The sequence below is a fragment of the Bradyrhizobium sp. AZCC 1721 genome (genome assembly GCF_036924715.1).
In the GTDB taxonomy this organism is placed as follows: Bacteria; Pseudomonadota; Alphaproteobacteria; order Rhizobiales; family Xanthobacteraceae; genus Bradyrhizobium.
Genome location: NZ_JAZHSB010000001.1, coordinates 3,745,526 through 3,770,353 on the forward strand (window position 1 = coordinate 3,745,526; position 24,828 = coordinate 3,770,353).

The 24,828-nt window shown below is 58.9% G+C and carries 31 protein-coding genes; 17 read left to right on the forward strand and 14 right to left on the reverse strand.

Going from position 1 to position 24,828, the window contains the following annotated elements; all coding sequences use genetic code 11:
* Positions 1-1,305 precede the first annotated feature (1,305 nt).
* Both V1273_RS17840 and V1273_RS17845 read right to left on the reverse strand, forming a co-directional pair.
* Positions 1,306-1,689, reverse strand: a complete 384-nt coding sequence (locus tag V1273_RS17840) for a hypothetical protein (RefSeq protein ID WP_334410409.1) — start codon at positions 1,687-1,689, stop codon at positions 1,306-1,308.
* Between the two features lie 7 nt (positions 1,690-1,696).
* Positions 1,697-2,101, reverse strand: a complete 405-nt coding sequence (locus V1273_RS17845) for a hypothetical protein (protein ID WP_334410411.1) — start codon at positions 2,099-2,101, stop codon at positions 1,697-1,699.
* 477 nt (positions 2,102-2,578) lie between these two features.
* Between V1273_RS17845 and V1273_RS17850 the strand changes: the two genes are divergently transcribed.
* A complete protein-coding gene (locus V1273_RS17850) occupies positions 2,579-3,211 on the forward strand; it encodes a hypothetical protein (protein ID WP_334410413.1) in 633 nt (210 codons plus the stop codon).
* 156 nt (positions 3,212-3,367) lie between these two features.
* On the opposite strand, the gene V1273_RS17855 is transcribed toward V1273_RS17850, so the two are convergent.
* Positions 3,368-4,213 (reverse strand): hypothetical protein, encoded by an 846-nt coding sequence (locus tag V1273_RS17855; RefSeq protein ID WP_334410414.1) that lies wholly within the window; start codon positions 4,211-4,213, stop codon positions 3,368-3,370.
* A gap of 189 nt (positions 4,214-4,402) precedes the next feature.
* On the opposite strand from V1273_RS17855, the gene V1273_RS17860 reads away from it, so the two are divergent.
* The 3 genes from V1273_RS17860 to V1273_RS17870 all read left to right on the forward strand — a co-directional run bounded on the left by V1273_RS17860 (position 4,403) and on the right by V1273_RS17870 (position 6,942).
* Entirely contained in the window at positions 4,403-5,140 is a 738-nt protein-coding gene (locus V1273_RS17860; protein ID WP_334410415.1) for a hypothetical protein, read from the forward strand.
* 389 nt (positions 5,141-5,529) lie between these two features.
* On the forward strand, positions 5,530-6,030 hold the full coding sequence (locus V1273_RS17865) for a hypothetical protein (protein WP_334410417.1): 501 nt from the start codon (positions 5,530-5,532) through the stop codon (positions 6,028-6,030).
* A 153-nt stretch (positions 6,031-6,183) separates the two neighbouring features.
* Complete coding sequence (locus tag V1273_RS17870) at positions 6,184-6,942, forward strand: S1 family peptidase (RefSeq protein ID WP_334410418.1); 759 nt, start codon at positions 6,184-6,186, stop codon at positions 6,940-6,942.
* A gap of 539 nt (positions 6,943-7,481) precedes the next feature.
* On the opposite strand, the gene V1273_RS17875 is transcribed toward V1273_RS17870, so the two are convergent.
* Both V1273_RS17875 and V1273_RS17880 read right to left on the reverse strand, forming a co-directional pair.
* Positions 7,482-7,673, reverse strand: coding sequence for a hypothetical protein (locus V1273_RS17875; protein WP_334410419.1), 192 nt, complete (start codon positions 7,671-7,673; stop codon positions 7,482-7,484).
* Between the two features lie 41 nt (positions 7,674-7,714).
* On the reverse strand, positions 7,715-7,936 hold the full coding sequence (locus V1273_RS17880) for a hypothetical protein (RefSeq protein ID WP_334410420.1): 222 nt from the start codon (positions 7,934-7,936) through the stop codon (positions 7,715-7,717).
* 259 nt (positions 7,937-8,195) lie between these two features.
* On the opposite strand from V1273_RS17880, the gene V1273_RS17885 reads away from it, so the two are divergent.
* From V1273_RS17885 to V1273_RS17895, 3 genes are all read left to right on the forward strand, one after another.
* Positions 8,196-8,411: a hypothetical protein gene (locus tag V1273_RS17885; protein ID WP_334410421.1), complete on the forward strand. Its 216-nt coding sequence runs from the start codon at positions 8,196-8,198 to the stop codon at positions 8,409-8,411.
* Complete coding sequence (locus V1273_RS17890) at positions 8,411-8,611, forward strand: hypothetical protein (RefSeq protein ID WP_334410422.1); 201 nt, start codon at positions 8,411-8,413, stop codon at positions 8,609-8,611. The genes V1273_RS17885 and V1273_RS17890 overlap by 1 nt, the downstream gene beginning before the upstream one ends.
* A gap of 107 nt (positions 8,612-8,718) precedes the next feature.
* Positions 8,719-8,907, forward strand: a complete 189-nt coding sequence (locus V1273_RS17895) for a DUF3551 domain-containing protein (RefSeq protein ID WP_334410423.1) — start codon at positions 8,719-8,721, stop codon at positions 8,905-8,907.
* A 27-nt stretch (positions 8,908-8,934) separates the two neighbouring features.
* Here the strand turns inward: V1273_RS17895 and V1273_RS17900 are convergent, their stop codons facing one another.
* Together V1273_RS17900 and V1273_RS17905 are read right to left on the reverse strand one after the other, a co-directional pair.
* Complete coding sequence (locus tag V1273_RS17900) at positions 8,935-9,210, reverse strand: hypothetical protein (RefSeq protein ID WP_334410425.1); 276 nt, start codon at positions 9,208-9,210, stop codon at positions 8,935-8,937.
* 824 nt (positions 9,211-10,034) lie between these two features.
* Positions 10,035-10,280: a DUF6894 family protein gene (locus tag V1273_RS17905; RefSeq protein ID WP_334410426.1), complete on the reverse strand. Its 246-nt coding sequence runs from the start codon at positions 10,278-10,280 to the stop codon at positions 10,035-10,037.
* 509 nt (positions 10,281-10,789) lie between these two features.
* Between V1273_RS17905 and V1273_RS17910 the strand changes: the two genes are divergently transcribed.
* Both V1273_RS17910 and V1273_RS17915 read left to right on the forward strand, forming a co-directional pair.
* Entirely contained in the window at positions 10,790-10,984 is a 195-nt protein-coding gene (locus V1273_RS17910) for a hypothetical protein (RefSeq protein ID WP_334410427.1), read from the forward strand.
* 231 nt (positions 10,985-11,215) lie between these two features.
* Positions 11,216-12,880 carry a recombinase family protein gene (locus V1273_RS17915; protein ID WP_334410428.1) on the forward strand — a complete coding sequence of 555 codons (1,665 nt, stop codon included), beginning with the start codon at positions 11,216-11,218 and terminating at the stop codon, positions 12,878-12,880.
* Between the two features lie 461 nt (positions 12,881-13,341).
* Here V1273_RS17915 and V1273_RS17920 read toward each other — a convergent pair whose 3' ends face one another.
* The 3 genes from V1273_RS17920 to V1273_RS17930 form a co-directional block, all read right to left on the reverse strand.
* Positions 13,342-13,890 (reverse strand): hypothetical protein, encoded by a 549-nt coding sequence (locus V1273_RS17920; protein ID WP_334410429.1) that lies wholly within the window; start codon positions 13,888-13,890, stop codon positions 13,342-13,344.
* Positions 13,891-14,203: 313 nt separating this feature from the next.
* Positions 14,204-14,350 carry a hypothetical protein gene (locus tag V1273_RS17925; protein ID WP_334410430.1) on the reverse strand — a complete coding sequence of 49 codons (147 nt, stop codon included), beginning with the start codon at positions 14,348-14,350 and terminating at the stop codon, positions 14,204-14,206.
* A 156-nt stretch (positions 14,351-14,506) separates the two neighbouring features.
* Positions 14,507-15,019: a hypothetical protein gene (locus tag V1273_RS17930; RefSeq protein ID WP_334410431.1), complete on the reverse strand. Its 513-nt coding sequence runs from the start codon at positions 15,017-15,019 to the stop codon at positions 14,507-14,509.
* A 331-nt stretch (positions 15,020-15,350) separates the two neighbouring features.
* Between V1273_RS17930 and V1273_RS17935 the strand changes: the two genes are divergently transcribed.
* Positions 15,351-15,536, forward strand: coding sequence for a hypothetical protein (locus V1273_RS17935; RefSeq protein WP_334410432.1), 186 nt, complete (start codon positions 15,351-15,353; stop codon positions 15,534-15,536).
* Positions 15,537-15,982: 446 nt separating this feature from the next.
* On the opposite strand, the gene V1273_RS17940 is transcribed toward V1273_RS17935, so the two are convergent.
* Positions 15,983-16,957 carry a J domain-containing protein gene (locus tag V1273_RS17940; RefSeq protein ID WP_334410433.1) on the reverse strand — a complete coding sequence of 325 codons (975 nt, stop codon included), beginning with the start codon at positions 16,955-16,957 and terminating at the stop codon, positions 15,983-15,985.
* A 7-nt stretch (positions 16,958-16,964) separates the two neighbouring features.
* Entirely contained in the window at positions 16,965-17,189 is a 225-nt protein-coding gene (locus V1273_RS17945; RefSeq protein ID WP_334410434.1) for a hypothetical protein, read from the reverse strand.
* A gap of 186 nt (positions 17,190-17,375) precedes the next feature.
* Here V1273_RS17945 and V1273_RS34060 point away from each other — a divergent pair, with 186 nt between their 5' ends.
* The 4 genes from V1273_RS34060 to V1273_RS17960 all read left to right on the forward strand — a co-directional run bounded on the left by V1273_RS34060 (position 17,376) and on the right by V1273_RS17960 (position 18,780).
* Positions 17,376-17,771 carry an ATP-dependent DNA ligase gene (locus V1273_RS34060; RefSeq protein ID WP_442894096.1) on the forward strand — a complete coding sequence of 132 codons (396 nt, stop codon included), beginning with the start codon at positions 17,376-17,378 and terminating at the stop codon, positions 17,769-17,771.
* 74 nt (positions 17,772-17,845) lie between these two features.
* Complete coding sequence (locus tag V1273_RS34065; RefSeq protein ID WP_442894160.1) at positions 17,846-18,073, forward strand: ATP dependent DNA ligase; 228 nt, start codon at positions 17,846-17,848, stop codon at positions 18,071-18,073.
* Complete coding sequence (locus V1273_RS17955; RefSeq protein ID WP_334410435.1) at positions 18,073-18,264, forward strand: hypothetical protein; 192 nt, start codon at positions 18,073-18,075, stop codon at positions 18,262-18,264. The genes V1273_RS34065 and V1273_RS17955 overlap by 1 nt, the downstream gene beginning before the upstream one ends.
* 135 nt (positions 18,265-18,399) lie before the next feature.
* Positions 18,400-18,780, forward strand: a complete 381-nt coding sequence (locus V1273_RS17960; RefSeq protein ID WP_334410436.1) for a hypothetical protein — start codon at positions 18,400-18,402, stop codon at positions 18,778-18,780.
* A gap of 488 nt (positions 18,781-19,268) precedes the next feature.
* Here the strand turns inward: V1273_RS17960 and V1273_RS17965 are convergent, their stop codons facing one another.
* Entirely contained in the window at positions 19,269-21,494 is a 2,226-nt protein-coding gene (locus V1273_RS17965) for a PBP1A family penicillin-binding protein (RefSeq protein WP_334410437.1), read from the reverse strand.
* A gap of 209 nt (positions 21,495-21,703) precedes the next feature.
* Between V1273_RS17965 and ku the strand changes: the two genes are divergently transcribed.
* From ku to V1273_RS17980, 3 genes are all read left to right on the forward strand, one after another.
* Positions 21,704-22,357: a non-homologous end joining protein Ku gene (gene ku, locus V1273_RS17970; RefSeq protein ID WP_334362585.1), complete on the forward strand. Its 654-nt coding sequence runs from the start codon at positions 21,704-21,706 to the stop codon at positions 22,355-22,357.
* A 139-nt stretch (positions 22,358-22,496) separates the two neighbouring features.
* Complete coding sequence (locus tag V1273_RS17975) at positions 22,497-23,711, forward strand: DNA topoisomerase IB (RefSeq protein ID WP_334412234.1); 1,215 nt, start codon at positions 22,497-22,499, stop codon at positions 23,709-23,711.
* 126 nt (positions 23,712-23,837) lie between these two features.
* On the forward strand, positions 23,838-23,978 hold the full coding sequence (locus V1273_RS17980; RefSeq protein ID WP_334410438.1) for a hypothetical protein: 141 nt from the start codon (positions 23,838-23,840) through the stop codon (positions 23,976-23,978).
* Between the two features lie 204 nt (positions 23,979-24,182).
* Here the strand turns inward: V1273_RS17980 and V1273_RS17985 are convergent, their stop codons facing one another.
* On the reverse strand, positions 24,183-24,533 hold the full coding sequence (locus V1273_RS17985; protein WP_334410439.1) for a PRC-barrel domain-containing protein: 351 nt from the start codon (positions 24,531-24,533) through the stop codon (positions 24,183-24,185).
* Positions 24,534-24,828 lie beyond the last annotated feature (295 nt).

Sequence of the window (24,828 nt, forward strand, 5' to 3'; positions counted from 1 at the left end):
GCCCTTCGTCATGGCCTCCCTGTGCCGCTTTCAGACAATCTGTTGCACCAAATCATCACTCACGACCGATATGCGATTCCAGCCCGTGAATCTTTTTGACTGTGCAACGATGCAGTCGTTCTGTGCGTTGCAGGGGCGCAAAGGATTTGTGCGATGATCGAGACAGTAACAGCGTTGATGGGCCTGGTGAGCGCAGGCATTTTTCTTGCCCATGCATTTGAAGGCTATCGTTCCAGAGCGTGAGTTTTGACGGCCGGCGGCGTCAGCCGCCCGGGCTTCAGAGAGAAATGGCTCGGTCGTTCCGATCGGGGATTCGGAAAAGGTCTAATAAATTCGGACGAGCATCGGATGTGGTAGGTGTCTCATGCGCAACCACGACATCGTCTCCAACGGATTTCTTGTGCTGACGACTGCCAGCTTCGTGCTGCTGTGCTCCAGCCTGCTGGCCGTTGTGTTCGGTTAACAAACGTCCGAACCAATTCAGGCAACGGTACCGGGACGATGTCATCCCGGCAGAATCAGCATCCGCCCGGCGAACGCATTTCGGCCGATGTCGCCACCCATGATTTCCCGACGCGTATGAAGTGCACCACGCAACGTGCACGCGGCTAGCCAAAGGCAACGCCCTCACCGCTGGGTTTCTTCCAAAATAAAGGGATGGGATGCACATCGGGGCCATGTTCGCATTGCGTTCGAGCCAGCCCTACGCTAAGCGACTGAAATTCCAGAGCTGGAAGGGTGGCCGAGTGGTTTAAGGCACCGGTCTTGAAATGCGAACGGGGCTGTTTAGCCCCGTGGCCTCCTGTACCGTCCTGTCAGCAATTTCAATGGGTTCGGCGGAATGCATTACCGTCATTGTGCCCTTCCGTTCCTGCTCGTACTATCTAGTTCTTCAGACTTTTGGTACGCGAATTGGTACGCCCATAAAGGCCGGTCCGCTTGGACGTCTCACGAGCATGCCCTGGGGCATGGGCGCCTGGTGAAACGGCTCTGGCGCGGGGCTGGGGGCTAAAATGCGCCAGAGCCGTCCCACAAGATGCGCCCTTTCGAGCGCCGAATCATCATGCCGGGATAAAGCGGCAAAACCGTGTGGAACGGTCCAGACCTGACGGCGTAGGAATTAGGCGGCGTCCGCACAAAGAGCTGGAGCCGCGGCGGCGTCTATCGTCATCTCGACTCCCGGGGGCTGGAGCCCGCCGCAAATGATCTGGCCGACGCCGTACTCCTCCTGATCGGGACGCAAAAACTCGATAAGAAAAAGCCCGGCGCGAGGCCGGGCTTGGCAGTCTTGCGCTGGCTCGCGGTCTAGACGTCGCCTCCAACGTAGGCCGCGTCGCTAGTCTGCTGCTCCCAGTTCTTGTAGAAACGCCCCTTGAGGTCTTCCAGCAGTTTCTGGCTATGGTTCACGGCGAACAAAAGTTGTTCGTCAATGTCCGCCACATCATTCGCCAGTTCAGCCGCAATATCGATCATGTGAACCGCGTCGCAGATAGGGCCTTCGATGTCCGAGTAGGCGCTCCTCCAATTGCGGTCGGGCTTGTCTGTCGGGCCAGATCGTTCGCCGTCCGATCCCGCGTCCGGAGCGGCGTTGTCACGCTGCTCGATCGCCAAATCATCCTTGAGCGCGGTCACCTTATCCAGAATGTCGCCGAGGCTGAACTCCAGCGACTTATGCTCCCCGACTGGCATGAGGAGATCAGACCCTCCCTTCCTGCCAGAGTTGCGGGAGCGCCTCGGCGATGTTCTCGAGCAAGCCGACTTGCCAACCCTCCGGCCACTGGTCGCCGCGGAATTGAGCGTACTCGATCAACGTCGATAGGCCCTCTCTGGTACTGGGGAGCGCTTCGAGAAGCGCCCACGCGGCGCTGTCCTCGGCATCCCAGGCTAGGTCAAGCTGTCGTTCTGCTTCGATCCATCTGGGGTCGTCGGTCTCGACGATGCTGTCGGTGTCGGAGCGGCGTTTTTCCGCCGGTATCTCACTCTCGAGCTTGCCATAGCGATCGACCCACGAGACCACTTTGGCATGAGCTGCCTTGTGCTCCTCAATGGCCGCAAAGACTGGATCAGGGGCTTGCCCAGCGGCCGCGGCGGTGGCGGACACCGACAGCGCTGTTGCGAGGGCGCCCCCTCCAGCGGTCACCGCGGCGGCTTGAGACAGGAATCGGCGCCGGGAGGTATCCACGGCTTCGGTGGCAGTCGTCTCGCGATGTTGTTTAGGGACGAATTCAGTCGTGGCGTGCTATGCACGCTGTCAGCCTTGAGCATGGTGTCGCGTCCTTGCTTTGGGTTAGAGCCGGGGCGGAAGTTGGCGCTTCCCCTCGGCTTGCTTTTACGTTAAACGTAATTATGGCGAAGTCAATATCCGTTAAACGTAAAAAGCCGGGCCGACCTGCAACCGGTACCGACCCCCTAATGGGCTTCCGGGCTTCGCCCGTGATGCGCGCAGCCGTCGTGAGATGGGCGGAGAACCAACCGGATAAGCCAACACTTTCCGAAGCCATCCGCCGGCTTGTAGAGCTGGGGCTGAAGGCGAAGACGAGATGAAGGCATTCTCTGAGCGGCGACGGTCGGCTTAGCTATGGCTCAGCTGACAAAACTCGATGTTGCTCGACATCAACTCGGAACAGCGCTGGATCTGTTCATTCGCGATCGCGACCCGATCGCGGTTCAGTGTCTAGCCTGTGGCGGCGCAGAACTCATCGATGCGATCGCCGACGTTAACAAAATACGCACCTTCTCAACCCATATGCTGGAAACGGTGCCGGACCTCGATATTATTAAGCTGCGAAACTTGCAGCGCAAATACTGGAATGCCTTCAAACATATGACTACGCGGGCTGGAAAGCCCCGAGATGATGCTGAGACGCTCGTAGCATTTGATGACACCAAAAACGATGCTGCGCTATTTGTCGGGTGGTGGGATTACTTCGCCGTCACAGGGCGCATCCCCCTTCCGGTCCAGGTCTTCCAGCTTTGGTGGTACGCGCTGAATGAGGGGAAGCTTGCGCCGGGCGCAGACCTACCCACGATCAGGAGCGTCTTCCCTGAAATAGTTTCTTGCTCGCGCCTGGAGCAAAAGCGGCGACTCCGACGCGCCGTTGAGAAATATCGCGACAACGCCGAAGTGCTTAAAGATTCTCGGACAGAGAAGAACCCGCTCTGTTTTCCAGCAACGGTCTTCATCGCCAAGTCCGAAACTGAGGCTAGTTGACACGCAGGAAAGTCACGTTGCCGCCCTCAGCCCTCGCCAGCCCTCGTCCGAACGTGAGTGGCCCAGAGATTGAGCGCAGCGCGCTCCTCAGCAACGTAGGTTGACCGCTGTAGAAGCCGGCGGTCACCGCGCCGAGGCCGCGATCAGTTCGTTTACTTAGTCCCACAGGCCCCGTGTGACGGTGTCGATCCTAGCGCCGCCGCCGTCCTCGTAGAGCGCCTCGTCCAGCGAGACCAAGGGGCTGTCGCCAAACTTTGCGAACTTCGTTGGAAACATTCGGCCCTGCGCCGAAATATAATCCCCCATCCGTGACCGAACATCCTCACGCCGCAACGAGCCTGCTAGCAGGTCAATGAATATCGCCTGCACCACATCGTCGCGAACATGGCTAGGCAGATAGCGGGGCACCATTTCAACTATGCGGTAATAGTCGTTGTTCTGCTCACGGGCGACGCCATTTTTGATCCGCTGCCAACGCCGCTGCTGCGCCCGGCTGTTGCTGCCCTTAATAACGTCTATCACCAATCGATCAAAATCGGGGTGCTCTCTCCGATAGCGCGCCAACGTATCGGGTCGAACCAAGTATCCGGAGCCTGGTTTGGTGAAGCTGCTCAAGGACGCTTTCGCCTTGAGACGATCCGCAACTTTTTTCAAGACTTCCGGCTTGATCACTCCGCCGCGGTGATACCTCATCACTTCACAAGCTCTGCACTGGCGGGTCATCCACCCCTTGTGCATGACGACGCGCCCGTGCTCTGCGAACGAGTGCCCGTTGACGCAGTGTGTCTTTTCGCGAATGTAAGCGCCCTTGCGGAGAAATGCGGCTTTGGCATTCGCTGCCATCAACGGCCGCGCTTCACACTCGTAGTCCGGGTGTGCTTTGAAATAGGCTTCAAGCCGTGGCGCCTTAACGGCAAATTTCCGAAGGGTCTTTCCCTCGCGTAGCGCGGCCATCATCCGCGCCGCTTTCTCGTCCGACAACCCCCTCCGAGAAACCTGCATTTCCGTCTCCCATCTGCATCGCGTGATTGCGCCGGCAGATGCAGAGCCTGAGTCGCGGCGGGGCGGTGGCGCCTGCTGTCACCGAGTTTCCACAGTCGAGGCGAATTGCTTTTGAGTCGCGCGAAACCGACCTTGCCCTCCCCCAACAGTTGCGCTTGTATGCCGGGCTGGGACTGGGGAGTTTTCATTATGCGTATTTTACCGATTGCGGCGCTTTGCGCTGTGCTGGCCGGCTGTGTGTCGAATGGCGAAACCGTTTCTTTCAAGGCTTCCAACCCGCAGCAGCAGGCCCTGATGCGCGACGGGCAACCTGCCCTCGTATCACGGCAGAAGACGTCACTCGTGCTGGTGAAGCCCGCCGCGCGGCAGCTTCAGGCCAATGGACGCCTGGTGTTTGTGGTCGGCATTAACAACCTTGGCCGCCAGCCCGTAGAATTCCGGGTCGGTCAGGTCGAGGCCATCCAGCATGTCGGAGGAAGCGACTTCAGCATGCAGGTAGTGAGCTATGAGATGCTGGTCCAGGAGGAGAAGAACCGGCAGGTGGCGGCGGCCATCTTGACGGGCATCGCCGTTGCCGGAAACTCCTATAGCGCCGCAAATGCGGGCCGCGGGACCTACACCACGCCCAGCGGTCGGACAGGCACATTCTATAGCCCAACGGCAGCAGCCATAGCGCAGGGAAACGCTGCGGCTCAGAACGAGGCTATGGTCGCTGCAACCGTCGAAACTGGCCAACGCAACATGGCCATGCTCGAGCAGGCCGTGATCAAAGATAACACGCTCATGCCGGGCGAGTGGTACGGCGGCCAACTGCATCTAGCGCCACCAACGGACCAAGCTGGCGGACAAAAGAGCTACACTATCGTAATAACCGTCGGGACCGAGCGGCACGTGATCGACGTTTCACAGGGGCCGGCTGGCGTATGAAGTGAGAAGGGCCGGCAGCTTTTTCGGAGTGCAGCCCGCGGTTCGGGCAACCATCACTGCCGCCCTGCTCCTCATCTTTTTTTGCCAGCCCGCGCTCGCAGCATGTGGCGACAACGGTGGCCCAGGCTACCGCAACAGCTCGGGAAAATGCGTAGGCTGGGAAGCGCTCGCCCGTCAGTGCGGGAATCCGCCGACGACAAAATGCACGGCTGAGCGCGTGACTTCTGGCACCGATGACGCTGTGGCGAAAGGTGCGGCGATCCGCTCACTAATGGAGCGGTCGCACGAGATGGCCAAACAACGTTCAGCAAATCCTGTACGCCCATGACTAGCGGCTCCGCCGCAATAGCCGGTTCGCGAATAACCACGTCAAGATTGGTGAGATGAAAATGGCAGGCCCGGTCGACGCCTTCTTGAAGATCAGCCTTGCGGTGTCGCTCCTCGGAGCCGCGGGGAGCGTCGGCTATTACTATTCAGTCTATCTTCCGGCGAGAGACGTCCAGATGGACAACGAGCGTCGCCTTGAAGAGGCGCGCGCTGACATTGCGCGCAAAGCAGCAGAGGAACGTGCCCAACAGGAGCGGGACGCAGCAGAGCAAAGGCGCGCATTAGAACGAGGCGCAGCTCAAGTTAACTATGAAGCCTGCATATCCCGTGTAGAAAATACCTATCACGCGACCTGGGCATCCAACTGCAAGGGCGTCGCAGAAAAGGTTCGCAAGGCGCGCGCTAATTGCACGTTAGGCCCAACGACATGCGATTCAATCCACGCCGCGCCGGATCCGGGCCCAAACTGCTCTTTGCCAACCACGATCGCTTCATCGATTAACGCCAGCATGCAGCAAGGCAAAGATCGCTGCCTTCAAGAGAGTAAGGCGGGTCTGCAATGATGGCACCCACCACAGCTTCATTCGGCGACTTCCCCCTTGCCCTCGCCCTCCGGTTGCCCCTGTGAATAGCCGGGAAAATCGAGAATCCAGCGCGCACCACACGTGTTGCGTGTCATGCTCCGGATTTGCGCGATTCGCTATAGGAGAAAGCATGTGAATTGGGAAGAATCGATCAATGTGGTTCGCCAGCACGTAGTTCGCATAGAGACCCCCAACGGATACGGCACGGGCTTTTTGGCGTTCTACAATCACGACGCATCATGGTGCGGCATCGCTACGGCGGCGCACGTGGTAAGTCATGCCGATGAATGGCAACAACCTATCCGAATTCGAAATGAAATGTCAGCGGATGCAATGTTCTTAAGTGCTGGCGATCGGATCGTGTTTCTTGATCATTCAAACGATTCGGCGGTCGTGCTCTTTGTCAAAGGCGACTTTAAGCTGCCGGAGGTCCCCATAGGCCTTATGCCACCGGGCAAGCCCGACACCATCGGTATCGACGTCGGCTGGCTGGGATTTCCGAACATAGAGCCGAACACGCTCTGCTTCTTCGCCGGCACGCTCAGCGCCCGTCAGGAGGCCCGAAAGGGGTATCTGATCGACGGTGTTGCCATCAACGGCGTTAGCGGAGGGCCAGTATTTCATTGTCCATCTCCCGAAGCTGTTCAGATCATCGGTTGCGTATCTGCTTATCATGCCAACCGGGCGACTGGCGAGGCCCTTCCCGGGCTCCTGCGAGCCCAAGATGTCTCACATTTTAGAGGTATAGCTGAAAGAATTCGCAATATCGATGAAGCCAAGGCGCAGAAGAAAGAATTTGAGGAATCGCAGCCATCGACCAAGGCGGCTGATGCCGCGGCCGCAATCTTCGAGGATTCACCATTAAAGCAGACAGACCGGTTAGATGGGTGATCTGCTCGCCGCGCCGGCGACAAGCCGCATCAGTGCACGGTCCCCGCGTCCGGCTTGGGCGACAGGTGGCTCAGCACCGCCTCAGGATCGCCAGCGAGGGCGCGGGGAGCGCGACAACGTGATCCCGGCTGTCTAGGGGTCCGGGCGCCAGGTAGGCGGCCCGGCGCGCGATGCTTCCGGACCACACACGCCGGGCCACCTCGCCACCGCCGGTCACCCCCGGAATGGCCAATTTAAGCTGCGGCCGATTCTTGGCAGAATTGCGCGTGCTTCAGCCATATGTACCTTCCAGTGCAGACGGTCAGGACCGGAAAGAACTAGGCTAAAAGGTCCGGGTGTTGAGTGGGTCTGAGGTGCAGCATGGAACCGACGGTTGAAGCACGGACGCAACGTCTTGTAGAAATCTCCATCGATCTTCACCGCCAAATGTCTGAACTTCAAAAACTTAGAGATGCGGTTCGAACGGCCGAGACAACACAACATGGCCAAGAGCGAATTCGTCCTGTAGTTAGCGCGCCACTCGCTGCTTAGCTGCGCGTCTAGCCACCGGACTTAGGACCGCGAGTCGGCCCGCCATGGCTCGACGGCTGATTGAGCATTTTCAATCTCTGCTCGATCTCGGCCTTCTTGGCTTTCAGTTTCTCGCTAAGGACATCCTGCATCATTTCGCGGAGCTCAAACAGCTCATCGATCGTCATGGAGTCCCACTGAGATTCCCATTCGCTCTTCATGATGTGCTGCCACGATCATGAATCTTATCGGATCAAGAATGTCATCGAAGAACAAGCAAATCAAAGTGCCAACGCACGGAATCAGACAAATCCACGAAAAATTCTTGACCGCCTTGCCGGAAAACCGGAACCGAAACGGATGCGAGCAGTTCCGCGTCTAATTGCGAATGCAATGCGGGCGAACAGAGATCACCTTCGGCGAGATGCGAGAGCCCGGCGTGCTTGGAGTCGTCGTCTTCTGCAGCGATTATCACTGCAGCCACTCGGTCGTTCCGGAATTAACCTGCGCGGCGGCTATCAAGCTTAACAAGCGAGTTTAGTTGCGGCCGATCCGAACAGGTCTAGCGTGGCTGTAGGTCGCGCAGAGATGGCCATAGCCCCCGCTGCGTACTGCGCGATTTAGGGGCCGCTCCGTGCCCTCGTGGCGGCCCCGCCCCCATTTCTGAAAAGCCCTTTCCCGTGCCCTGGTCCACCTCGTTTGAGGATCCAATTCCGCTTCCGGATGGCCGCCGGCTTCTCACGTTGAGAGATGCCGCGAGCTACATCACGAAGCTGTCGAAGGCCGAACAGAACCGGCGCGAATGGCAGACGGCGATCCATTGCCTCATCGAGACGGCGGAAGGCCGAGACTTCCTGATGCATGGTCGGATCGGCGTGCTGCGGGCGTTGAACGCCGGCAAGCCGAACCCAGATGTCACGCCAAGGGTGAAGAGAGCCAAGGCGTACAGGATTGCCTGATGAAATGCTTGCTCTGCGAGGGTAGCGGCTGGGTCTGCGAGAACCATCCGGACCAACCGTGGGAAGGTGAGCACGCCTGCGGCTGCGGCCGTGCTGGTGCCCCCTGCCCGACCTGCAATTCGCCGGCCGTGGGCGAGCGGCCTCGGCTGCCGCCCGGCTTCAAGACGGCGCTCGACGACGAGGACGGCTACCGGCACTGAGTCGGAGGGCGTAGCCTTTGAGTATGAGATCTGCCGAAGGAGGCTCTGATGCGCATTCTGGCCTTGGCGATTTTGATAATCGGGATGGTTCTCCGGCGACTGCCCAGATGTACGATCCGGCTTATCCGGTTTGCCTGCGCCTGTACGACCGGACCACCTATTACGAATGCAGCTACACGTCGCTGCCTCAATGCAACGCGTCGGCATCGGGCCGCGCGGCACAGTGCGTGATCAATCCATATTTCGCGAGCGCGCAAGAGCCCCCTGGCTATCGGCGGCATGGCCGGGCCTACTAGATTGAACCGCATTGGCCGCAGGACCGCTTATGCAATGCTGGTGATCTTGGTGCTGGCGATCGTGTGGCAGGTGCTTGGCTTCGCCGCCAAGTGAGGCGGCGTACTAGGCGTGGTCGCTGCCGTTTTGTTGGCCATTGGCGTAGGCGGCATTGCCGCCTCTGATTTTGGCTTCATCTTTTCGGCTTTTTCAAAATGCTCGAGCGCGAGTAGGTGCAGTCGCGCGGCGCTCGCCCTGTCAGACTCGGCGAGAGCAAGACGCCCAGCGATCTGGGCCTGTTTCAGGTGGTATTCGAAACTCGCCATCATTTTCCCCCGTGACCCCCCATAACAGCAGCCCTCACGCGTAGCCCGCTGGCGCACTTCAGCGAGCGCCCTGAGCCATGGCGAGCTAGCGGCAAGGAAGTCGGCGATGTTGATCACCTCAAGGCCTTTGCGAGCCAAGATGTTGCCGAGGCCTGGTTTAAGGAAAACGATCCGGAAGGCGTGGCGTTCGAATACGAGGTTCTGGAGTGAAAGAGGCCGCCAACCGGGGCGGCCTTAGCTCTAAATAGGCGGCCTCAGCCCGGGGGATGAGAGCCACTCGTTGATGTGATTTGCTGTATCCATCAGACGCGCCCGGCGAATTAGGTCATCACGTTCTCGACCTGGTGGCAGCTTGCTCGCTCGTTCCTCTAGATCTTTCGCGACTTGCAAGACCCGCTCTTCAAGAGCGGGACGATTCGCGCGCTCTTCCTCCGAAAACCGGTTCCTGCGTTTGATAGGGGTCGATTGGCCCATTCTGGTTCCTCCCGTTGATGGAGGGGTAACGACCGGGAACGATCTTTGATCCTAAATCCATCCGGGTACTGGGCGAAATAGGCCACCGGAACAAATCCGGGTCGGGAAAATTAGGCAATAATTAGGAGTGGGACTTTACGGCCCCAGTGTGCACATTCCCCGAAGCACTGGGGCCGTTTTTAGTGACTGTGCGCGCCTCTATCTGTTGCCCGTGGCGCGTATTCAGCGGCCCCAGTGTTGCCCTCCCCGAAGCGCTGGGGCCGATCTGTTCGGCGCTCGCGGCCAGAGGATCGTCTACTGGTGACGGTGATCGTCTGGCAGGTGCTCGGGGCGCTGTAGCGGCCCCCGTCTCACTGCTTGTGCCGATCAATTTCAAAGGTGAACTTCACCTGCAGAACCGGGCCGTCGTCGTCACGAACTTCGATTGCCATCTGGCGCCCCGCCCGGTCATGGTTCATTCTGACCGCGTCACGCGCCATGTCGGCCAGTGAGCGAGCGGCCTCTTCCTGCACCCGCTCAATATTAGGAAGCTCCAATCCTTCTTCGTCAGGGGCGAGATCGTCACCGTCTCTCAAATCGAAATAGTAGCGTCGCATAGGAACCACCTTCCCCCGAAGGTAGAACCATGAAACCCGAAAGTTGTTCGCTCACGTAAGCAGGCGGCCTAAAAGAACGAGGCCCGGCGTGCCTAGGTTGGCGCTCGCAGGCCCGGGGAGGTAAGCCACTGCTGAATGTTTACGGCTGTTTCGGCTTGCCGGGCTCGCCTGATAAGTCGCTCACGCGCGATACCTGGCGGAGTGCCGCGCGCTTCTTTTCGAAGGCGTTCCGCCTCCTCCATCAATCGCTGGTCTATTGAGGTCGTTTGTTTGAAACGGCGACGCTTCTGCATGCGCTGTTCCTTTCAGGGAAGGCGGGAGCGCAACTGGCGTTCTCGTCACCGATAATTGCCGGAGTACCTTGCGGTGATGTTCAAGAGCTTACGCTCTCTTTAACGCCGCTGTCGGTTCACTAGTGGCCAGATGGCAAAATAGGAACAGGACACAAACCAGTTAGGAACGAAGTCCGTTTTCCTGAATTTGAGTCCGCGCTCAATAAGGCGCGTACCATGAACACCCCGGATCAGGACATCGTATTGCAGGCTATGGAGGATGCCAGGCGCATCCTCGGCGAATACATCGCGCCCGGCCCGAGCGATGCCACGAGAACGGTGCACCGGCTAATTGCTGTTCTCGATCGAGACGAAGTTGTCCACGCTCTGGATCGCATGAAACGGCGCCGGACCATGCGGCTCGTGGAATGAAGCGGCCCCGGCAATACGCAACGCACCGGGGCCGCCGACCACTGGAGATTACCCCCGGCTAAGCTCTGGGGGACATGTAGCCAGGGGGTTACAGAATAGGCCGCCATTGGGGGCGCGGTCTGTACGGCCGCTGACAAAAGGCAAGCCCGCCAGCGTGAACCGGCGGCCCTTGCACCGAAGCCGGTTCGAGGATTGGATGACCTCCGAGCAGACCGATCGGGAGTAAAGCCCATGGTCAATGCGCTCGTCATCCGTCGCAATACCCAACTCGCAAAGGCCCAGAAGGCGCTCCGTGCCGCCCAGTACGTTCGAATGTCGACCGACTTTCAGCGATACTCGATCGAGAACCAGGCCGCCGCAATTGCCGCGTACGCTCAGCAACGCAAACTTAATATCGTTCGGACTTACGTCGACGAAGGGCGCAGTGGTCTGAGGATCAAAGGACGTCCGGGCCTGACCGAACTGATCGAGGATGTTCAATCAGGAAATGCGGAATTCGACCACATCTTGGTCTACGACGTCAGCCGTTGGGGACGCTTCCAGGATGTCGACGAGAGCGCGCATTACGAGTTTGTCTGCAAGCGAAACGGCATCAAGGTCGCCTATTGCGCTGAGCAGTTCGACAACGACGGAAGCCTTCTGTCAAGCATCTTCAAGAACATCAAACGTGTGATGGCGGCTGAGTATAGCCGAGAGCTTGGTGTGAAAGTGCACACTGGTCAGAGTCGAGTCGCAGGCCTCGGATATCGCGTTGGTGGCCCTCTTACGTTCGGGCTCCGCAGGGAGCTAGTAGATGAGCGCGCGTGTTCGAAAGGCAGGCTTACGAAAGGAGAGCGCAAGGCCTTGCATACGGATCGCGTGCGGCTTCAGCCCGGACCCGATGAGGAAACCGTCGTCGTCAGGCGGATATTTCATCAGTTTGTAGTCGAGCGAAAATCGTACAGCCAAATCACCCGGGAGCTCAATCGGGCGAAGATCACCAATCAGGGGCGACCCTGGACCGGCGCCATGATCCGCATCCTTCTCATGAATGAAAACTATATCGGCAATATCGTTTACAACCGCACCACGCGACCCATTGGGCAGAAGCTGATGAGCAATCCTCAAGATCGGTGGGTTCGAGGCCTGGCAGTTATCGATCCGATCGTCGATCCCAATCTTTTTGCACGCGCACAAAAAATCATGGCCGAGCGGCGCATCCAGATCCCAGAAGATCAGATGTTGCTGAGGCTCCGAACGACTCTCCATCGCAAGGGAAAACTGAGTTGGACCATCATCAACAACACGCCCGGGCTTCCCTCTGCCGGGACATACGCCGAGCATTTCGGATCGTTGCGAAAAGTCTACGCTCTGCTCGGGTATGATCCCTCGCGCGGCTGCGACTGGATAGATCCTCGCGTTTTTTGGGCCGACGTTTTGACAAAGCATGCCACGCAAGCGGCCGACGCACTAAGGACCGAACAGAGAGTTAAGGCGGTCGTCGAGCAGAGTCGCGCCGGCTTAAAGGTGAACAGGAAGCTCAAGATCACCTTCCTGGTGGCGCGACGACTGCCAAAGAGAGGCCCAAACGAATTGCCGCACTGGAGAGCCTTCCGCGGGAAAACATCCGCCGGGATTCTGGTCGTACTTCGACTAAACGAACTCAACAAGGCCGTTAAGGATTATCTGGTGATACCTGCTTCATGGGGAACGGGAACCGGGGCTTGGGTAACGCTTTCGGATTTGGCTTTGGCCCGTGAAAAGGCCGTGCGCATCGATAGCTTGGATGAGGTGATCCGAGATATCAAAACCCGACTGACAGCGTCCAACCACGTCGCGCCAACCAGGCCAACGCTAAAGAACAAACGAAGGAAGCGAGGCCGAACCAAAACCAGGAGCGGCCGCGCGCGGCGCTGACAGATCGCAGATAGAGATAAGCGCCGATCAGCCTGCCGTAATTTCTTCTGAAATCGCCGTTGAGCTTCGAGATCTCTATAAGCTCGGAAGATTGATCGGACATAAAGAAGCCTCCTGAAAATAGCAGGCTCCCTATAAACAACTGATTTGCCCGACAAGTCAATTGTCATTTCTGATTTTCAGAAGCCGAAAAGCTTCTGGCGTGCAGCACTTCTCAAGTTGCGACACTCTGTTTAGGCCCGACATTCAAGGGCAGCTTGATGGTTTTGGCTTGCTGGCTGCCATCACGCTTGTATTCTGTTTGTTTCAATCCGCGCGTATGGCATTGCCAACAGGAATCGCGCTTTCGACTCCGAACGATGGTGGTTCCCGATCTACAAAGCCTTCGCGATGTAGGCTGCCGCGCGTGCCGATCTCATAGCCGCGCGGGAGGCAGAGGACCATGAGATCGCGGCGGCCGTTCAGGGAGAAGCCGTCGGCCGCCAACTAAGCGATACGCCGTAGACGCTCATGTCTTGTCCCGCGAAGAGGCCGGATTTCACCATAATTCGCACGTAGTAGAAATTTTTATCAATATTCGGTATCGATCCGGTTTCGCTGCATTTCCCTGCATCGGTCGCGATCTGAAACGAACCGTTGGACTGGACTGCGCACTTTGATGTTTCAGCTCCTGTCTCCTTCGATACTTCGATGAACTCAGCTGTCGCAATCCCCCTGAAAAATTGATCCAGACGCGCCGCCGCCTGTGTGTCTCGGGCTTCCGTAGGTTCGGGGGTCCCGCCGCCCTTATAGGTTATTTCGATATGGGTAACGGGACGACCTATCGAGGTGGGCCCCGCGCAATAGAGCGTGACAGTATTGCCAGCCGTGGCGGTAACAGCACCAGCGGTGACAACAAGACCTGACGCGCTCACTGGTACGCAGCCTACGGCGCTTGTAGACCAGAGTGAATAGGCGTGCGCATAGGGATGAAAGCACATGCACGTTGCAGCAATGACAGCCACTCCCATCAAACGCCTCGACTGCATAATTCCCACCCTTGAGAACAAAGCCATAAGGCTCGTTAGGGATACTATCCGTGTCATGAGGACCTCCCGGTTGGATCATCTCACCAGCGTCCTTTGTAAGTCACTCCTCGAATGAAGACGGTGAACAAGGTCACACTCATCAAAAAAGAGCCCCGCCTAAAACTATGGAACACGACAAGATCATTTGTTTAGATATCGAGACTGTTCCGGACCGCACGCTTATTCCCGAATGGGAGCGAGGGAAAGTTCCTGCCCAGCCTATCTGGCATCGGATCGAAATCGACGACGTGCGCGCTTACTTTTTGACCAGCACGATGGTCCAGTCGTCGATCGTGCCGGAGCCATCGGCCGCGACGGAGGTGGTGACGAGCGCGCCGGGCGAATAGCTGTCAATCCGAAGAAGCATCGCATTGGCTGGATCGGACGTCTGGTAGCCCAGCACGTACTGGTCAGCCTCGAATGCCTTGCCGGCCTCGACCGCAAAGGTCCTGGCGCCGGTGCCGATCGCAACGTTCGACGTCGACGTCGCCGTTTGCTGATCGCTGATGACATCGCCCTGACGGCGGAACGCCTTCAGGCTAATCGTAATGGACGCACATCAGGCCGAAACCGTCCGCGCCTTGTGAATTTTGGTGCGCGCGCGGATTATCTCGATGCCGTTGACGCGCTCGCCGGTCAAGATCCTGGCCTCGAATCCCCGGCGCTCTTCCTCTGACGTTGCAGAAGAAGCCAACTCCGTAAGGACACGCCAGCCGACATTGCGGAAAATCTCGGGTCGCTTGCCGTATCGCCGAGCCACCCGCATCATCTCGGTGACGTCGCTTGAGTCGTCAATGTCGAACTGCTTGCGAACGGCCCACCCGAATTGCTTATTGCCCGGAATGGCGTCGCGTAGCGCCGCAAGCTTGCGGCCGAGATCAATCTTCTTTTCGACGACACGCGAGATGAGCGCCCGACGCTCACGCTTTGCTTCCTCTGTCAGCTCTTGCCTCCCCTTCTTCGAAGCTGCTGGCAGAGACGGCGGGGAGAGAAGCCTTCGCACCTTATTACGGACCACGGCACTGACGATGCTCTCGACTGCGGTCAGCCTGAAGTACTCCAGCGCCCGCATCGTCTCTAAAATTCCGACGAGATTTATCCGATCGAAGGCCTCAATCAGTTCAAGCTCGCGGCCCGCAAACTCATCCCCACAAACGTCCGCGACCGCACTAACGAACGGTTCGCGAAATGCAGCCTCATTGCCCTCGATTCCAGGATGCAGCGACAGGTGAGCACGACTCGGCCGCGGCCATCCACACCAAACTGCCGGCCGCGGTAGATTGTGCGTTGGGATGTGTCCATGACCTCGCCATCGGCTGGTGGTGCCTCGATTGCGACGAGGGCAATGTGCAGAGGGCGCCTAGACTGGTCGGTCCAGTGTTGTGATGCTTTGAGGTGCCAACATGGAACAGTCGCTTGAAGTCCGCACGCAGCGCCTTTTGCAGATCTCGATCGATCTTCACAACCAAATGGCGGAAACTCAGAAACTGAGAGAGATGGTGCGATCAGCCGAGGCTGCAGAGCGCCGCCAAGAGCCGGCCCATCCTGTCATCATCGCGCAGCCCGTCGGCAATGAGTTGCACGTCTAAGTAAGCGGACTAGCGATTGCGAGCCTTCGTCGGCCCGACATCGCTCGACGGCTGATCGAGCATTTGCAATATATGCTCGATCTCGGCCTTCTTGGCCTTCAGTCTCTCGCTAAGGACATCCTGCATCGTTTCGCGGAGCTCAAACACTCATCGATCGTCATGGATTCCCACTGAGATTCCCATTCGCTCTTCATGATGCGCTGCCACGATCATGAATCTTATCGGATCAAGGATGTATCGAAGAACAAGCAATTCAAAGAGCCAACGCACGGAATCCGGCAAATCCCCGAGAGATTCTTGAACTGTATTTGCCGAAAACACTTGAACCGTGTTCGATGAGAGCAGTTCCGCGGCTAATGTGACTTTCTCAGCAGAATTGCGGATGCGATGAAGTGCGAACAGAAAGATCACCTTCGGCGAAGTGCGTAGTTGTACCCGAGGCGATATCAAAACTGACGAGCGTCTCTAGCCGCCTCAAAGGCCGCGTTGATCCTTCGTGTCTCTTGATTTGCAAGGTCTTTTATTTTCTGCCCACGCCCCTCGAAGTTATCGGGGTGATATTGCTTCATTGCCTCGCGATACGCTGCTTTGATTTGATCTACAGTCGCATCCACACCAATATTCAAAACGGTATGCCAATCCTCTGCCGGTTCAGCCTGCCCCCCAACATCCCACTCAGTCGCCTCCTCGTTGACCGTTTCCCGCGCATCGGCGTCCAGTTTCGCGAGAAATGCGGCACGCTCCTCATATTTTGCCGAATAATTTGATTCAGCCATTTTCGTTCGCATCGTAACGAAGTAGGCTATTCCGTACCCTAGAGCGCCCACGATGAAGCCAGCGATTAGCCCAGGCTTTGCGTTGTAAGGATTCGCGACGACCACATTTGATGCCAAGTCACCAATTCCAGTTGTCAAAGAAGCAAATAGAGCTAAGCACAAACCGATTGCGCCTACCCAATTGGATACATTCGCCGCCTTGGGCCTCGCCCACTTTTTCACCTGATTATAATATTTTCTCTTAAGAGCTTGCCTTCTTTCTTCGTAGGTGATTCTAAGAGATTGGTATTCGAAGATCTTGCTAGCAGCATCATCCAGGGCCGCATTGAGTGCTCGCCCAAGCGATTTGCGCTTGTCGAAGCGCGTTCCATTGCTTTTACTGGTTAGCGAAAGCCCGTTGCTCGCGCCAGTTCTGTAAAAATTGGTGACTTCTTCCGAAAGCACGGCCAGCACATCGTCGATCTGCTTAAGGAGATTTTCGAGATTTGGATCTACAAGCTCGTCAGGATCTGGGAAATCGTCGCGACCCGTCGAGCTGATCGCTGTGCTCGCCAAAACCAAGGCCGGTGCAGCGACGAAGGCTAAAGTCAGAAGCAGACGGATCGCGAAATAAAGCGCGACAAGACCAAAGATAAGGAATCCCACTATCAACCTATTTTGTGACGGCCATGCCGATAACGAGAATGGTAACGAAGTAGAAAATAGCGCTGTAGTAGTAGGTCATGAGTTGGCTTCGAGCCTGGCGCGCTGATTCCGAGGCCCTTCCCCTTGCGGGAAACATGTACAGCACCCACTGGAAAACCAAACCGGGTAGCAAAAACCACTTGGCGGGATGGTCGAAAGATAACTGGGGAAGATTTTCTTGCTTCCAGACCATTTGCAACTCGCTGCTCCGCGATTTCCGAATCTTTGCACACCACCTGAGTATGACATCAATACTTAGGTTGAAAGTCCACTCGCCTTTCCGTGGAACTCGGGAGCGTGATGTCAGCCGTGCGAATGGTGGGCCCCAACACACGGAACTCGCAGCCTCACCCTGCCCTCTGCATTTTTCGCCCCGTCTGTGCGTCGATCCCGCGTTTTTAAAGCGCCTCTCGCGGGGCACGACAGCCGCTTAAGCTCGGCTCAGGACCGGCATAGCGCCGCCTCGCGCGCGAAACAACCTCGTCCTTTCAACGACCTGCACTCGCGTCAGCATGACGAAGAAGTCCAGTTTTACGCCTTCGACATGCTGGCGAGCGACGGCGACGATATCCGGAAACTGCCGCTGAGCATGCGAAAGACTAGCCTAGCGAGGCTCCTCGCGCGGCGAGTGGATGGGCATCTGCTGAGTGACTTTGAACAGGGAGAGATCGGCCCAGACTTGTTCAGGCATGCTCCCCCGATGGGGCTTGAGGGGCTTGTGTCCAAGCGCGCTGATATCGTAGCGGACGCTCACCCGATTGCGTCAAGACGCTGACCATCGCGGGCTTTGCACTGGACGGCAACGATTGGGATAGCATCTATGTCGGCCGCCGCAAAGGCGATAACCTGATCTATGCTGGCAAGGTAGACCATGGCTTTGACAAGAAATCATCCGCCGAGCTGCGCAAGCGCCTGACGCCACTGATCCGAAAAACCCAGCCCTATACCAGCGGATCGCGCACAAGGGCATCTGGGTTGAGCCAGAATTGCTCGCTCGCCGAGATCGAGTACCGAGCCAAATCGGGTGAAGGCAAGGTGCGCCATCCTTTCTTGAGAGGCCTTCGGGAGGACCTTTGATGGACGATTTCGATCGCTTCTGGGAATGCGCAAACAAGCCGCTCGACAGCAGGCTGACGATCCCGGCCGACATTCATCACACGGTCACGTCGCTACCGCCGGAAGCGCGGCACGACCGTGCCAAGTTCAATGAGGCCCTGCGAATGGTACAAGAGACCGCCGGCGGAAATTCCGCGCTACACCGGCCGTAACTCGGACAGACGAGTGCGCCTCGGCCCGCCGTCGGACCACTGGGGACGAGTGGTGTGGCCGGTGGTCGCAACAATGGCGAGGAACATCCGCAAGCGCCGACCATTTAACTGGGGCGCTACCAGAGGAACGGATTCATGGCATACCAACCCAATCCGAACGATCCCCATCGTGCGGGCCGGAGTGATGAGGAAATGCGGCGTCGCGATAATGAGCTGCAAGCCGATCCCCAGCTCGCCGAAGGTCCCGCCAGCGGCACCAAGGTCGCAATGTACGCCATCGCCATCGCAGTTGTGCTGGGTGTCCTGTTCTACGGCCTCAATAACAACAGCGTGGACCAGGCGGGCATCACGCCGCCCAGCGAGACCGCGCAGCAGACCCAGCCGGCCAACCCTGCGGGGCCCTCGGGCACGACTAAAACCCAGCCCGGCACGACCACGGGATCGGCGACGACCAACCGTCCGACGCCGCCGTCTCCGAACCCCACAGGTACGGAAGTCGATCGCAGCAAACAGTAAAGGTCAATAAATATGGCCCCAGCGCATGCGCCGAGGCCATCCAAAGTATTACCTTCCTAACAGCCGGATAGGGTAGTGGGCACCCATCCGGCGTTTCGATAGAAGCGGGAAAGGATGGCAACGTCTGCCCAATAGTGAACGGAACGCGGAAGATCGTTTGAGCCCGCAGCCCTGCGTCGGGACCGTTCTTAGGAACCTGCAGCGTTGCTAAGAGTCGAACCCATCGCTCCCGGGGATCGTGGAGACAAGCCGGGAGAAAGTGGCGGTCCCAGCTACCTCCGTGCTGGGACCGTTTCTCATTCAGAGCGATCAGATACGCTCTACCACAACTTCCAAATAATTTGGTTTAAGTCACGGGCTTCCGGGCCATGACAATTTGCCCGTTCACCGCTCCACTTTTGTTGCGGCGAGTCATCGAGCGAACTTCCGAAATAGCTTAATAGCACACGAAAGTTAGCGCCGACCCTTGCTGCCTCCGCGTGGAGCTCTCATCGCTCCGCGTCACAGAAACGGCGCGGGCCGCCGCCATACGGCTGATAGCTGCAGTCCGTCTGGTCGAACGATCGGTAGCGTCGGTAGCACACATCCACGTTGCAGGAGGGGTTGCTCGTAAGCTGAGTCCTGGTCTCGGCGGTTATCGCCGCCGACTGCGGCGGGATCGCGCACACTTTTCGCGGGCCCCGGCGCGGTTGGTACGTGCAATCGGACGCGCGGAAGCCGTCGTAGGCATTCGCGCACATCTCGACATCGCATTGAACCGGATCCGCGCTGCCTTGGCGTTCCGTAGCCGAGCCCGCCTCCGGTGCGATAACCGGCGCAGGCTCCACGGCGGCAACGCGCGGTCCGGTTTTCTGCGCGACCGCGCCTGCCGCCTCCACAAAACGGCTCCAGATTTGCACCGGTAATGATCCTCCCGTGACGCCCCGCATCGGAGACTGGTCGTCGTTGCCGACCCACACGCCAACGACAAGCGTTTCGTTGAAACCGATGAACCAGGCATCGCGATGATCCTGACTGGTGCCCGTCTTGCCGGCAACGAAGCCGCCGGTATCAGCGCTTCGGCCGGTGCCGTCCGTCACCACGCCGCGCAGGAGTGTCACCAGCTCTTCGCGAAACGCCAATTCAGCGCCCGTGGGCGCGCCGAGAGTGCGTAGTCCCTCGTTCTCCGGGCCGACTGCCGTTATTCCGAACGGATCGACCCGCCGACCTGCACGCACTGATGCAAACGCGCCGGCAATGTCGACGAGCGTCAGCTCGGCGGTGCCAAGGGCGAGACTGGGGACTGCCGGCAGCGGCGCGTCAATGCCAAGATCCCGCGCCGCGGCAACCACCTTGTCGAATCCGATATCGGTCGCGAGCCGTACCGCCGCCGTGTTGACAGACTGCGCGAAAGCCTGCTCCAGAGTCATCCTGCCGTAGCGGCGGCCGCCGAAATTCTGCGGCTCCCAGCGCTTGACCTGGAGCGGCGAGGCATCGATGACGTCGCCGAGCGAAAAACCGTTACGCAGGGCGGCATAGTAGACGAACAGCTTGAACGCGGAGCCGGGTTGCCGCCGCGCGTCTGCGGCACGATTGAACTGGCTTTCATCGTAATCGCGTCCGCCAACCAGGGCGACAACGGCACCGTTGGGCCGCATGGCGACAACCGCGGCCTGTGATGGCCCGCCGCGCTGCGGCATCTTCAGCGTGTCTGCGATGATCCGTTCCGCCGTTTCTTGCAGTTCCGGCACCAGCGTCGTTCGCACTGTGACGGTGCGCGCATCTTTGCCGGCCACTTTTGGATACTCGTGCCTGGCGATCCAGTCGCCAAACCAGGAGGTGGCGGGCGCAAACTCAGCAGCGGTCTTTGCGTCGGCCGGCGCGCCTTTGGCTTCCGAGGCGGTCCTTTCGTCGATGGCTCCGGTTGCGACCATCGCGTCGAGCACCTGCTCGGCCCGCTGACGCGCGGCTTCAGGATTGCGGATTGGATTGTAGGCCGAAGGCGCCTGAATCAGACCGGCGAGCATGGCGGCTTCAGCCAAGGAAAGCGCGGCCAGCCCCTTTCCGAAATACACGCGAGCTGCGGACAATACTCCGTAGGCTCCGCCGCCAAGATAGACACGGTTCAGGTATTCGGTGAGTATCGCGTCCTTATCCATGTGAAAGTCGAGCCATAGCGCTGCGAATGCCTCGCGCAGTTTGCGGTTCATCGACTGTTCGCGCCCGACAAGACCGCGCAGCCTCACGAGCTGCTGGGTGATTGTGCTCCCGCCCTGGACAACCCCGCCGGAATCGAGGTTCACCGTCGCTGCGCGCAGCATCGCGAGGGCATCGATCCCGACATGCTGATAGAAGCGGCGATCTTCGATGCTCAGCACCGCCTTGACAAGCAGGTCCGGGAAGGCGTTGCGGGCAGCTACGTCCGCGAGCGGTCCGGCGCGTCCGAGCGAGCGGCCGTCCGCCGCTTTCAGCAGAAGGGAATGCCGGTCGAAGCGCGCCGGCGTATCAGCAGACGGCGCGCCGTACAGCGCCCACAGGATGCCACCGGTGATCACGATGGCCACAACCAGTGTCGCCATGACCATGCCCTGGATGAACGCCACGATGGCGATACTGCGGCGCCGCACTTCCCCCTCGCCTTTCGTCGCTGTGCGCTTGCCGCGCTGGTCCGCCTTCCGCCGCCACTTCGCCAGGGCTGCGCCCCGCAATTGCGTGAGATATTGCCCAAACGTCATCAGGTCCGACCTGATGGCACTGAACAAGGCCCGCCCAGCCGTCGCACTGCGTAAGCTTCCCGGTTGGTCCTGCCGCGCGCCGGTGGCCTCGGAAGACGGGATCACCTCGGACCCAATACGCTCGGAAACCTCCGTCGGCGCCGCCCCGCCTTGAAAGCCCGCCAACCGTTCCCGCCAGCCTTCACGACGAGGCCGCCAAAGAGGGCACCGTGGACTATGATGATGAAGACGAGGAGGAGGAAGCCGTCACTTTCCCGCGGCTGCAGAACACGCGCACAATCCAAATCGAGCGCTTCCTTCCCGCCGGGCAGATCGAGTCGCGATATTTCGAGAAGCCGTACTACATCATGCCCCGCGAGGAGATCAGTCAAGAATCGTTTGCGGTGATCCGAGATGCGATGAGCCGAGAGGCCGTTATCGGCCTTGCGCGCGTGGTACTGTCCTCACGCGAGCGGCCGTTTCTACTCGAGCCGACGGGCCGCGGCCTCCGCGGCGCAACGCTGCGCTTCGCACACGAGATCCGAAATGAGTCGGAATATTTCAGCGAGATTCCAGAGATCAAGCTGCCGCCCGAAATGATGAAGCTCGCGCAGCACATCATCCAGACGAAGTCGGCCGATTTCGATCCTGCTATGCTGGAGGATCACTATCGCAGCGCGCTCGTGCGCATCCTGCGCAAGAAACAGGCGAAGCGTCCCGCGCAGGCCCCTCCAGTCAAGCCGTTACGCGAGAACGTCGTCAACCTCATGGACGCGCTCCGGCGAAGCGTCGCCGCCGAGCGCCCGGCAAAGCCTACCCGCCGGAGCGGCGCGGCGAAACCGGCCACGGGAAGGCACGGCGGGCGCTACCGCAGAGCCGATTGACCAAACGAGCCATAGCTTCAGCGGCGCCCGCTCTTCGAGCCAGTGCAAAGGGTGGCGTTGTCTGACAGCTTATGCCCCTCAGGGAACCCCCTTTCATCAGAAAGGTTCATTTGGAGGCAGGATAGGAGGCGGTGTGTCGCTGGTCGAGCCACCGGATAGCGCGCAGGCGATCGTCGACCCGCGGGATGCCGCCGAATCTGCGGGCCTGAGTTATGTTTCCGTCGAACGGCCCGGTATTCGGCGCAAGAAGGCGGGGACGGGATTCAGTTACACACGACCCGACGGCTCGAGGCTCGAGCCTGACGCGCTGAAGCGGATACGGGCACTCGCGATCCCGCCCGCCTGGACTGACGTGTGGATCTGCCCGTTTCCGGATGGCCACATCCAAGCAACCGGGCGTGACGCAAAGGGTCGCAAGCAATATCGCTACCATGCGCGCTTCCGCGAGGTGCGGGAAAGCACGAAGTACGAGCATGTGGTCGCATTTGCAGACGCCCTGCCTTCCATTCGGGAAACAGTACACGAGCACATGGCATTGCGCGGTCTGCCGCGCGAAAAAGTTATGGCAACCGTCGTACATCTCTTGGAGACCACGTTGATACGTGTAGGGAATGACGATTACGCCAGGCAGAACAACAGCTATGGCCTGACCACGTTGAAGAACCGGCACGTGGCCATCGAGGGAAACGAGGTCCGTTTCCGATTCACTGGTAAAGGCGGCAAACAATGGTCGCTGCACGTACGAGACCGGCGTCTCGCCAAGATCATTAGGGCCTGTCAGGAGCTCCCCGGGCAGGAGCTCCTTCAGTACATCGATGAACAAGGCAATTGCCAGGATGTCACATCGACCGACGTGAATGAGTATCTCAAGGCAATTACCGGTAAAGACATTACGGCAAAGGATTTCCGAACCTGGGCGGGGACGGTGCTGGCGGCCATGGCCTTGAGCGAACTTGAGAGCTTCGATAGTGCCGCTCAGGCCAAACGCAATCTTCGCAGCGCGATCGAAAAAGTCTCCGCACGGCTCGGCAACACGCCGACGATCTGCAGGAAGTGCTACATCCATCCGGAGGTGCTGAACGCCTACATGGACGGAAATCTGGTCCTCGAGATCAAGTTACAAGCCGAGAGCGAGCTTCGGAGCGCTGTCGAAAATCTGAAGCCGGAGGAAGCCGCCGTGCTCGCGTTACTGCGCGCCCGGCTCGCCAAAGTGGCCGAACAGCCGAAGAGCGCCGATCCCAACGTGTTGTCTGGCAAGCGGGAGGCATTCCACAACCACGGGCCACGTGCCCAACCGTCTTTCCTCCTCAAGCCGCCGATCCAGCAAGCGAAGAAAACGGCCGACCGCCCCTGATTGCCGTTGCGCCCAGGGCGGCGGAACACGTGGGAAGCCGCTGACTTGCAAGTTCGAAGCCCTGCCCTGTGTTAGCAGCCGGAGCGGGCGATGGGCCAACGGACTCGTCCGGCAGGAGTGATCTCGATGCTGATGATGAAGAACGAACGGCGGCCGGCCCTCCAGACGCTACGCGGCTGGGCAATCTCGGTGCTGCCGGAGACGGGCCGCGAGGAGTACGACTGGAGAAGGACCGTGCAGATCCGCATTCCCACGAGATGGCGCTGATCGTCGCGTGCCAGGATCCGTCTTTTGGCGTTTCACCGAACGAAGCTCTTGCACCGTCAAGGACGTCCTTGACTCGATTGGCGATACACGCCCGGCGTGTCTGCCCGATCGGGGCTAGGCTGCTTCCCGCTTCTCACCGATTCCCGGGGCTCGACCAGTTCTTCAACGACTCAATTGCCAACTGGGAATGAGCGCTGTCTAGCGTTATAGGCCACCGCGCCCCTCCCAGTACGTAGGCGTTCCGTAGTACCGATGGGTGCGCGTTTCCCAATCTCTATCCTGCCAGGAGTCGTCACTGAACTGACGCGCATCCTTCAGCTGTTGCTCGGTGATACTGGTTCGAAAACCACCAAGCGACGTATCATATGTTAGAGCGCCCCACCCAGCAAATCCGCCAAAGCTCATGACGGCATAAGCCACGCGACCTGACACCTTGTCGATAATGAGGTGATCAATCTCACCGATGTTCTGTCCACCTACCCCATAAACCTCGGTTCCCTGAATGTCTTCACTTGAGATGCATTGATGATCCGGATGGGCTGTAGCGCGGGCCATTGGCTTCTTCCCTCAGCGGGTTTTGTCGACTTAACTCGGCCGCTACGTGGTCGTTCCTGGCGCTTCGGAGGACATTTCACAACGAAAGCGCCCGCCGTAGCGCTCATCTCCGATCTATCGTCGCCGACACTGACTCTAACAACCTCCAGTCCGCAGTAGTCGCAGCAATAATAGGTGCCATCCCTTTTCAAGGCCGTACGGAACGGACCAGCCGGGGGCGGCCTGACGTTCGTGAGAGTATAACGGACCTGCTGTTCAAGCAGGGACACTTCCGAAATTGCCCACAAAACGGACA

Bases quoted from the DNA above. Each gene is read 5' to 3' on its own strand.
- V1273_RS17840 (WP_334410409.1), bottom strand. From the start codon at position 1,689: ATGCCAGTCGGGGAGCATAAGTCGCTGGAGTTCAGCCTCGGCGACATT.
- V1273_RS17890 (WP_334410422.1), top strand. From the start codon at position 8,411: ATGAAATGCTTGCTCTGCGAGGGTAGCGGCTGGGTCTGCGAGAACCAT.
- V1273_RS17900 (WP_334410425.1), bottom strand. From the start codon at position 9,210: ATGGCGAGTTTCGAATACCACCTGAAACAGGCCCAGATCGCTGGGCGT.
- V1273_RS17965 (WP_334410437.1), bottom strand. From the start codon at position 21,494: ATGACGTTTGGGCAATATCTCACGCAATTGCGGGGCGCAGCCCTGGCG.
- V1273_RS17930 (WP_334410431.1), bottom strand. From the start codon at position 15,019: ATGCGGGCGCTGGAGTACTTCAGGCTGACCGCAGTCGAGAGCATCGTC.
- V1273_RS17920 (WP_334410429.1), bottom strand. From the start codon at position 13,890: ATGGGAGTGGCTGTCATTGCTGCAACGTGCATGTGCTTTCATCCCTAT.
- V1273_RS17915 (WP_334410428.1), top strand. From the start codon at position 11,216: ATGGTCAATGCGCTCGTCATCCGTCGCAATACCCAACTCGCAAAGGCC.
- V1273_RS17985 (WP_334410439.1), bottom strand. From the start codon at position 24,533: ATGGCCCGCGCTACAGCCCATCCGGATCATCAATGCATCTCAAGTGAA.
- V1273_RS17955 (WP_334410435.1), top strand. From the start codon at position 18,073: ATGGACGATTTCGATCGCTTCTGGGAATGCGCAAACAAGCCGCTCGAC.
- V1273_RS17980 (WP_334410438.1), top strand. From the start codon at position 23,838: ATGCTGATGATGAAGAACGAACGGCGGCCGGCCCTCCAGACGCTACGC.
- V1273_RS17855 (WP_334410414.1), bottom strand. From the start codon at position 4,213: ATGCAGGTTTCTCGGAGGGGGTTGTCGGACGAGAAAGCGGCGCGGATG.
- V1273_RS17865 (WP_334410417.1), top strand. From the start codon at position 5,530: ATGGCAGGCCCGGTCGACGCCTTCTTGAAGATCAGCCTTGCGGTGTCG.
- V1273_RS17935 (WP_334410432.1), top strand. From the start codon at position 15,351: ATGGAACAGTCGCTTGAAGTCCGCACGCAGCGCCTTTTGCAGATCTCG.
- V1273_RS17945 (WP_334410434.1), bottom strand. From the start codon at position 17,189: ATGGTCTGGAAGCAAGAAAATCTTCCCCAGTTATCTTTCGACCATCCC.
- V1273_RS17960 (WP_334410436.1), top strand. From the start codon at position 18,400: ATGGCATACCAACCCAATCCGAACGATCCCCATCGTGCGGGCCGGAGT.
- V1273_RS17875 (WP_334410419.1), bottom strand. From the start codon at position 7,673: ATGAAGAGCGAATGGGAATCTCAGTGGGACTCCATGACGATCGATGAG.
- V1273_RS17905 (WP_334410426.1), bottom strand. From the start codon at position 10,280: ATGCGACGCTACTATTTCGATTTGAGAGACGGTGACGATCTCGCCCCT.
- V1273_RS17860 (WP_334410415.1), top strand. From the start codon at position 4,403: ATGCGTATTTTACCGATTGCGGCGCTTTGCGCTGTGCTGGCCGGCTGT.
- V1273_RS17910 (WP_334410427.1), top strand. From the start codon at position 10,790: ATGAACACCCCGGATCAGGACATCGTATTGCAGGCTATGGAGGATGCC.
- V1273_RS17850 (WP_334410413.1), top strand. From the start codon at position 2,579: ATGGCTCAGCTGACAAAACTCGATGTTGCTCGACATCAACTCGGAACA.
- V1273_RS17895 (WP_334410423.1), top strand. From the start codon at position 8,719: ATGTACGATCCGGCTTATCCGGTTTGCCTGCGCCTGTACGACCGGACC.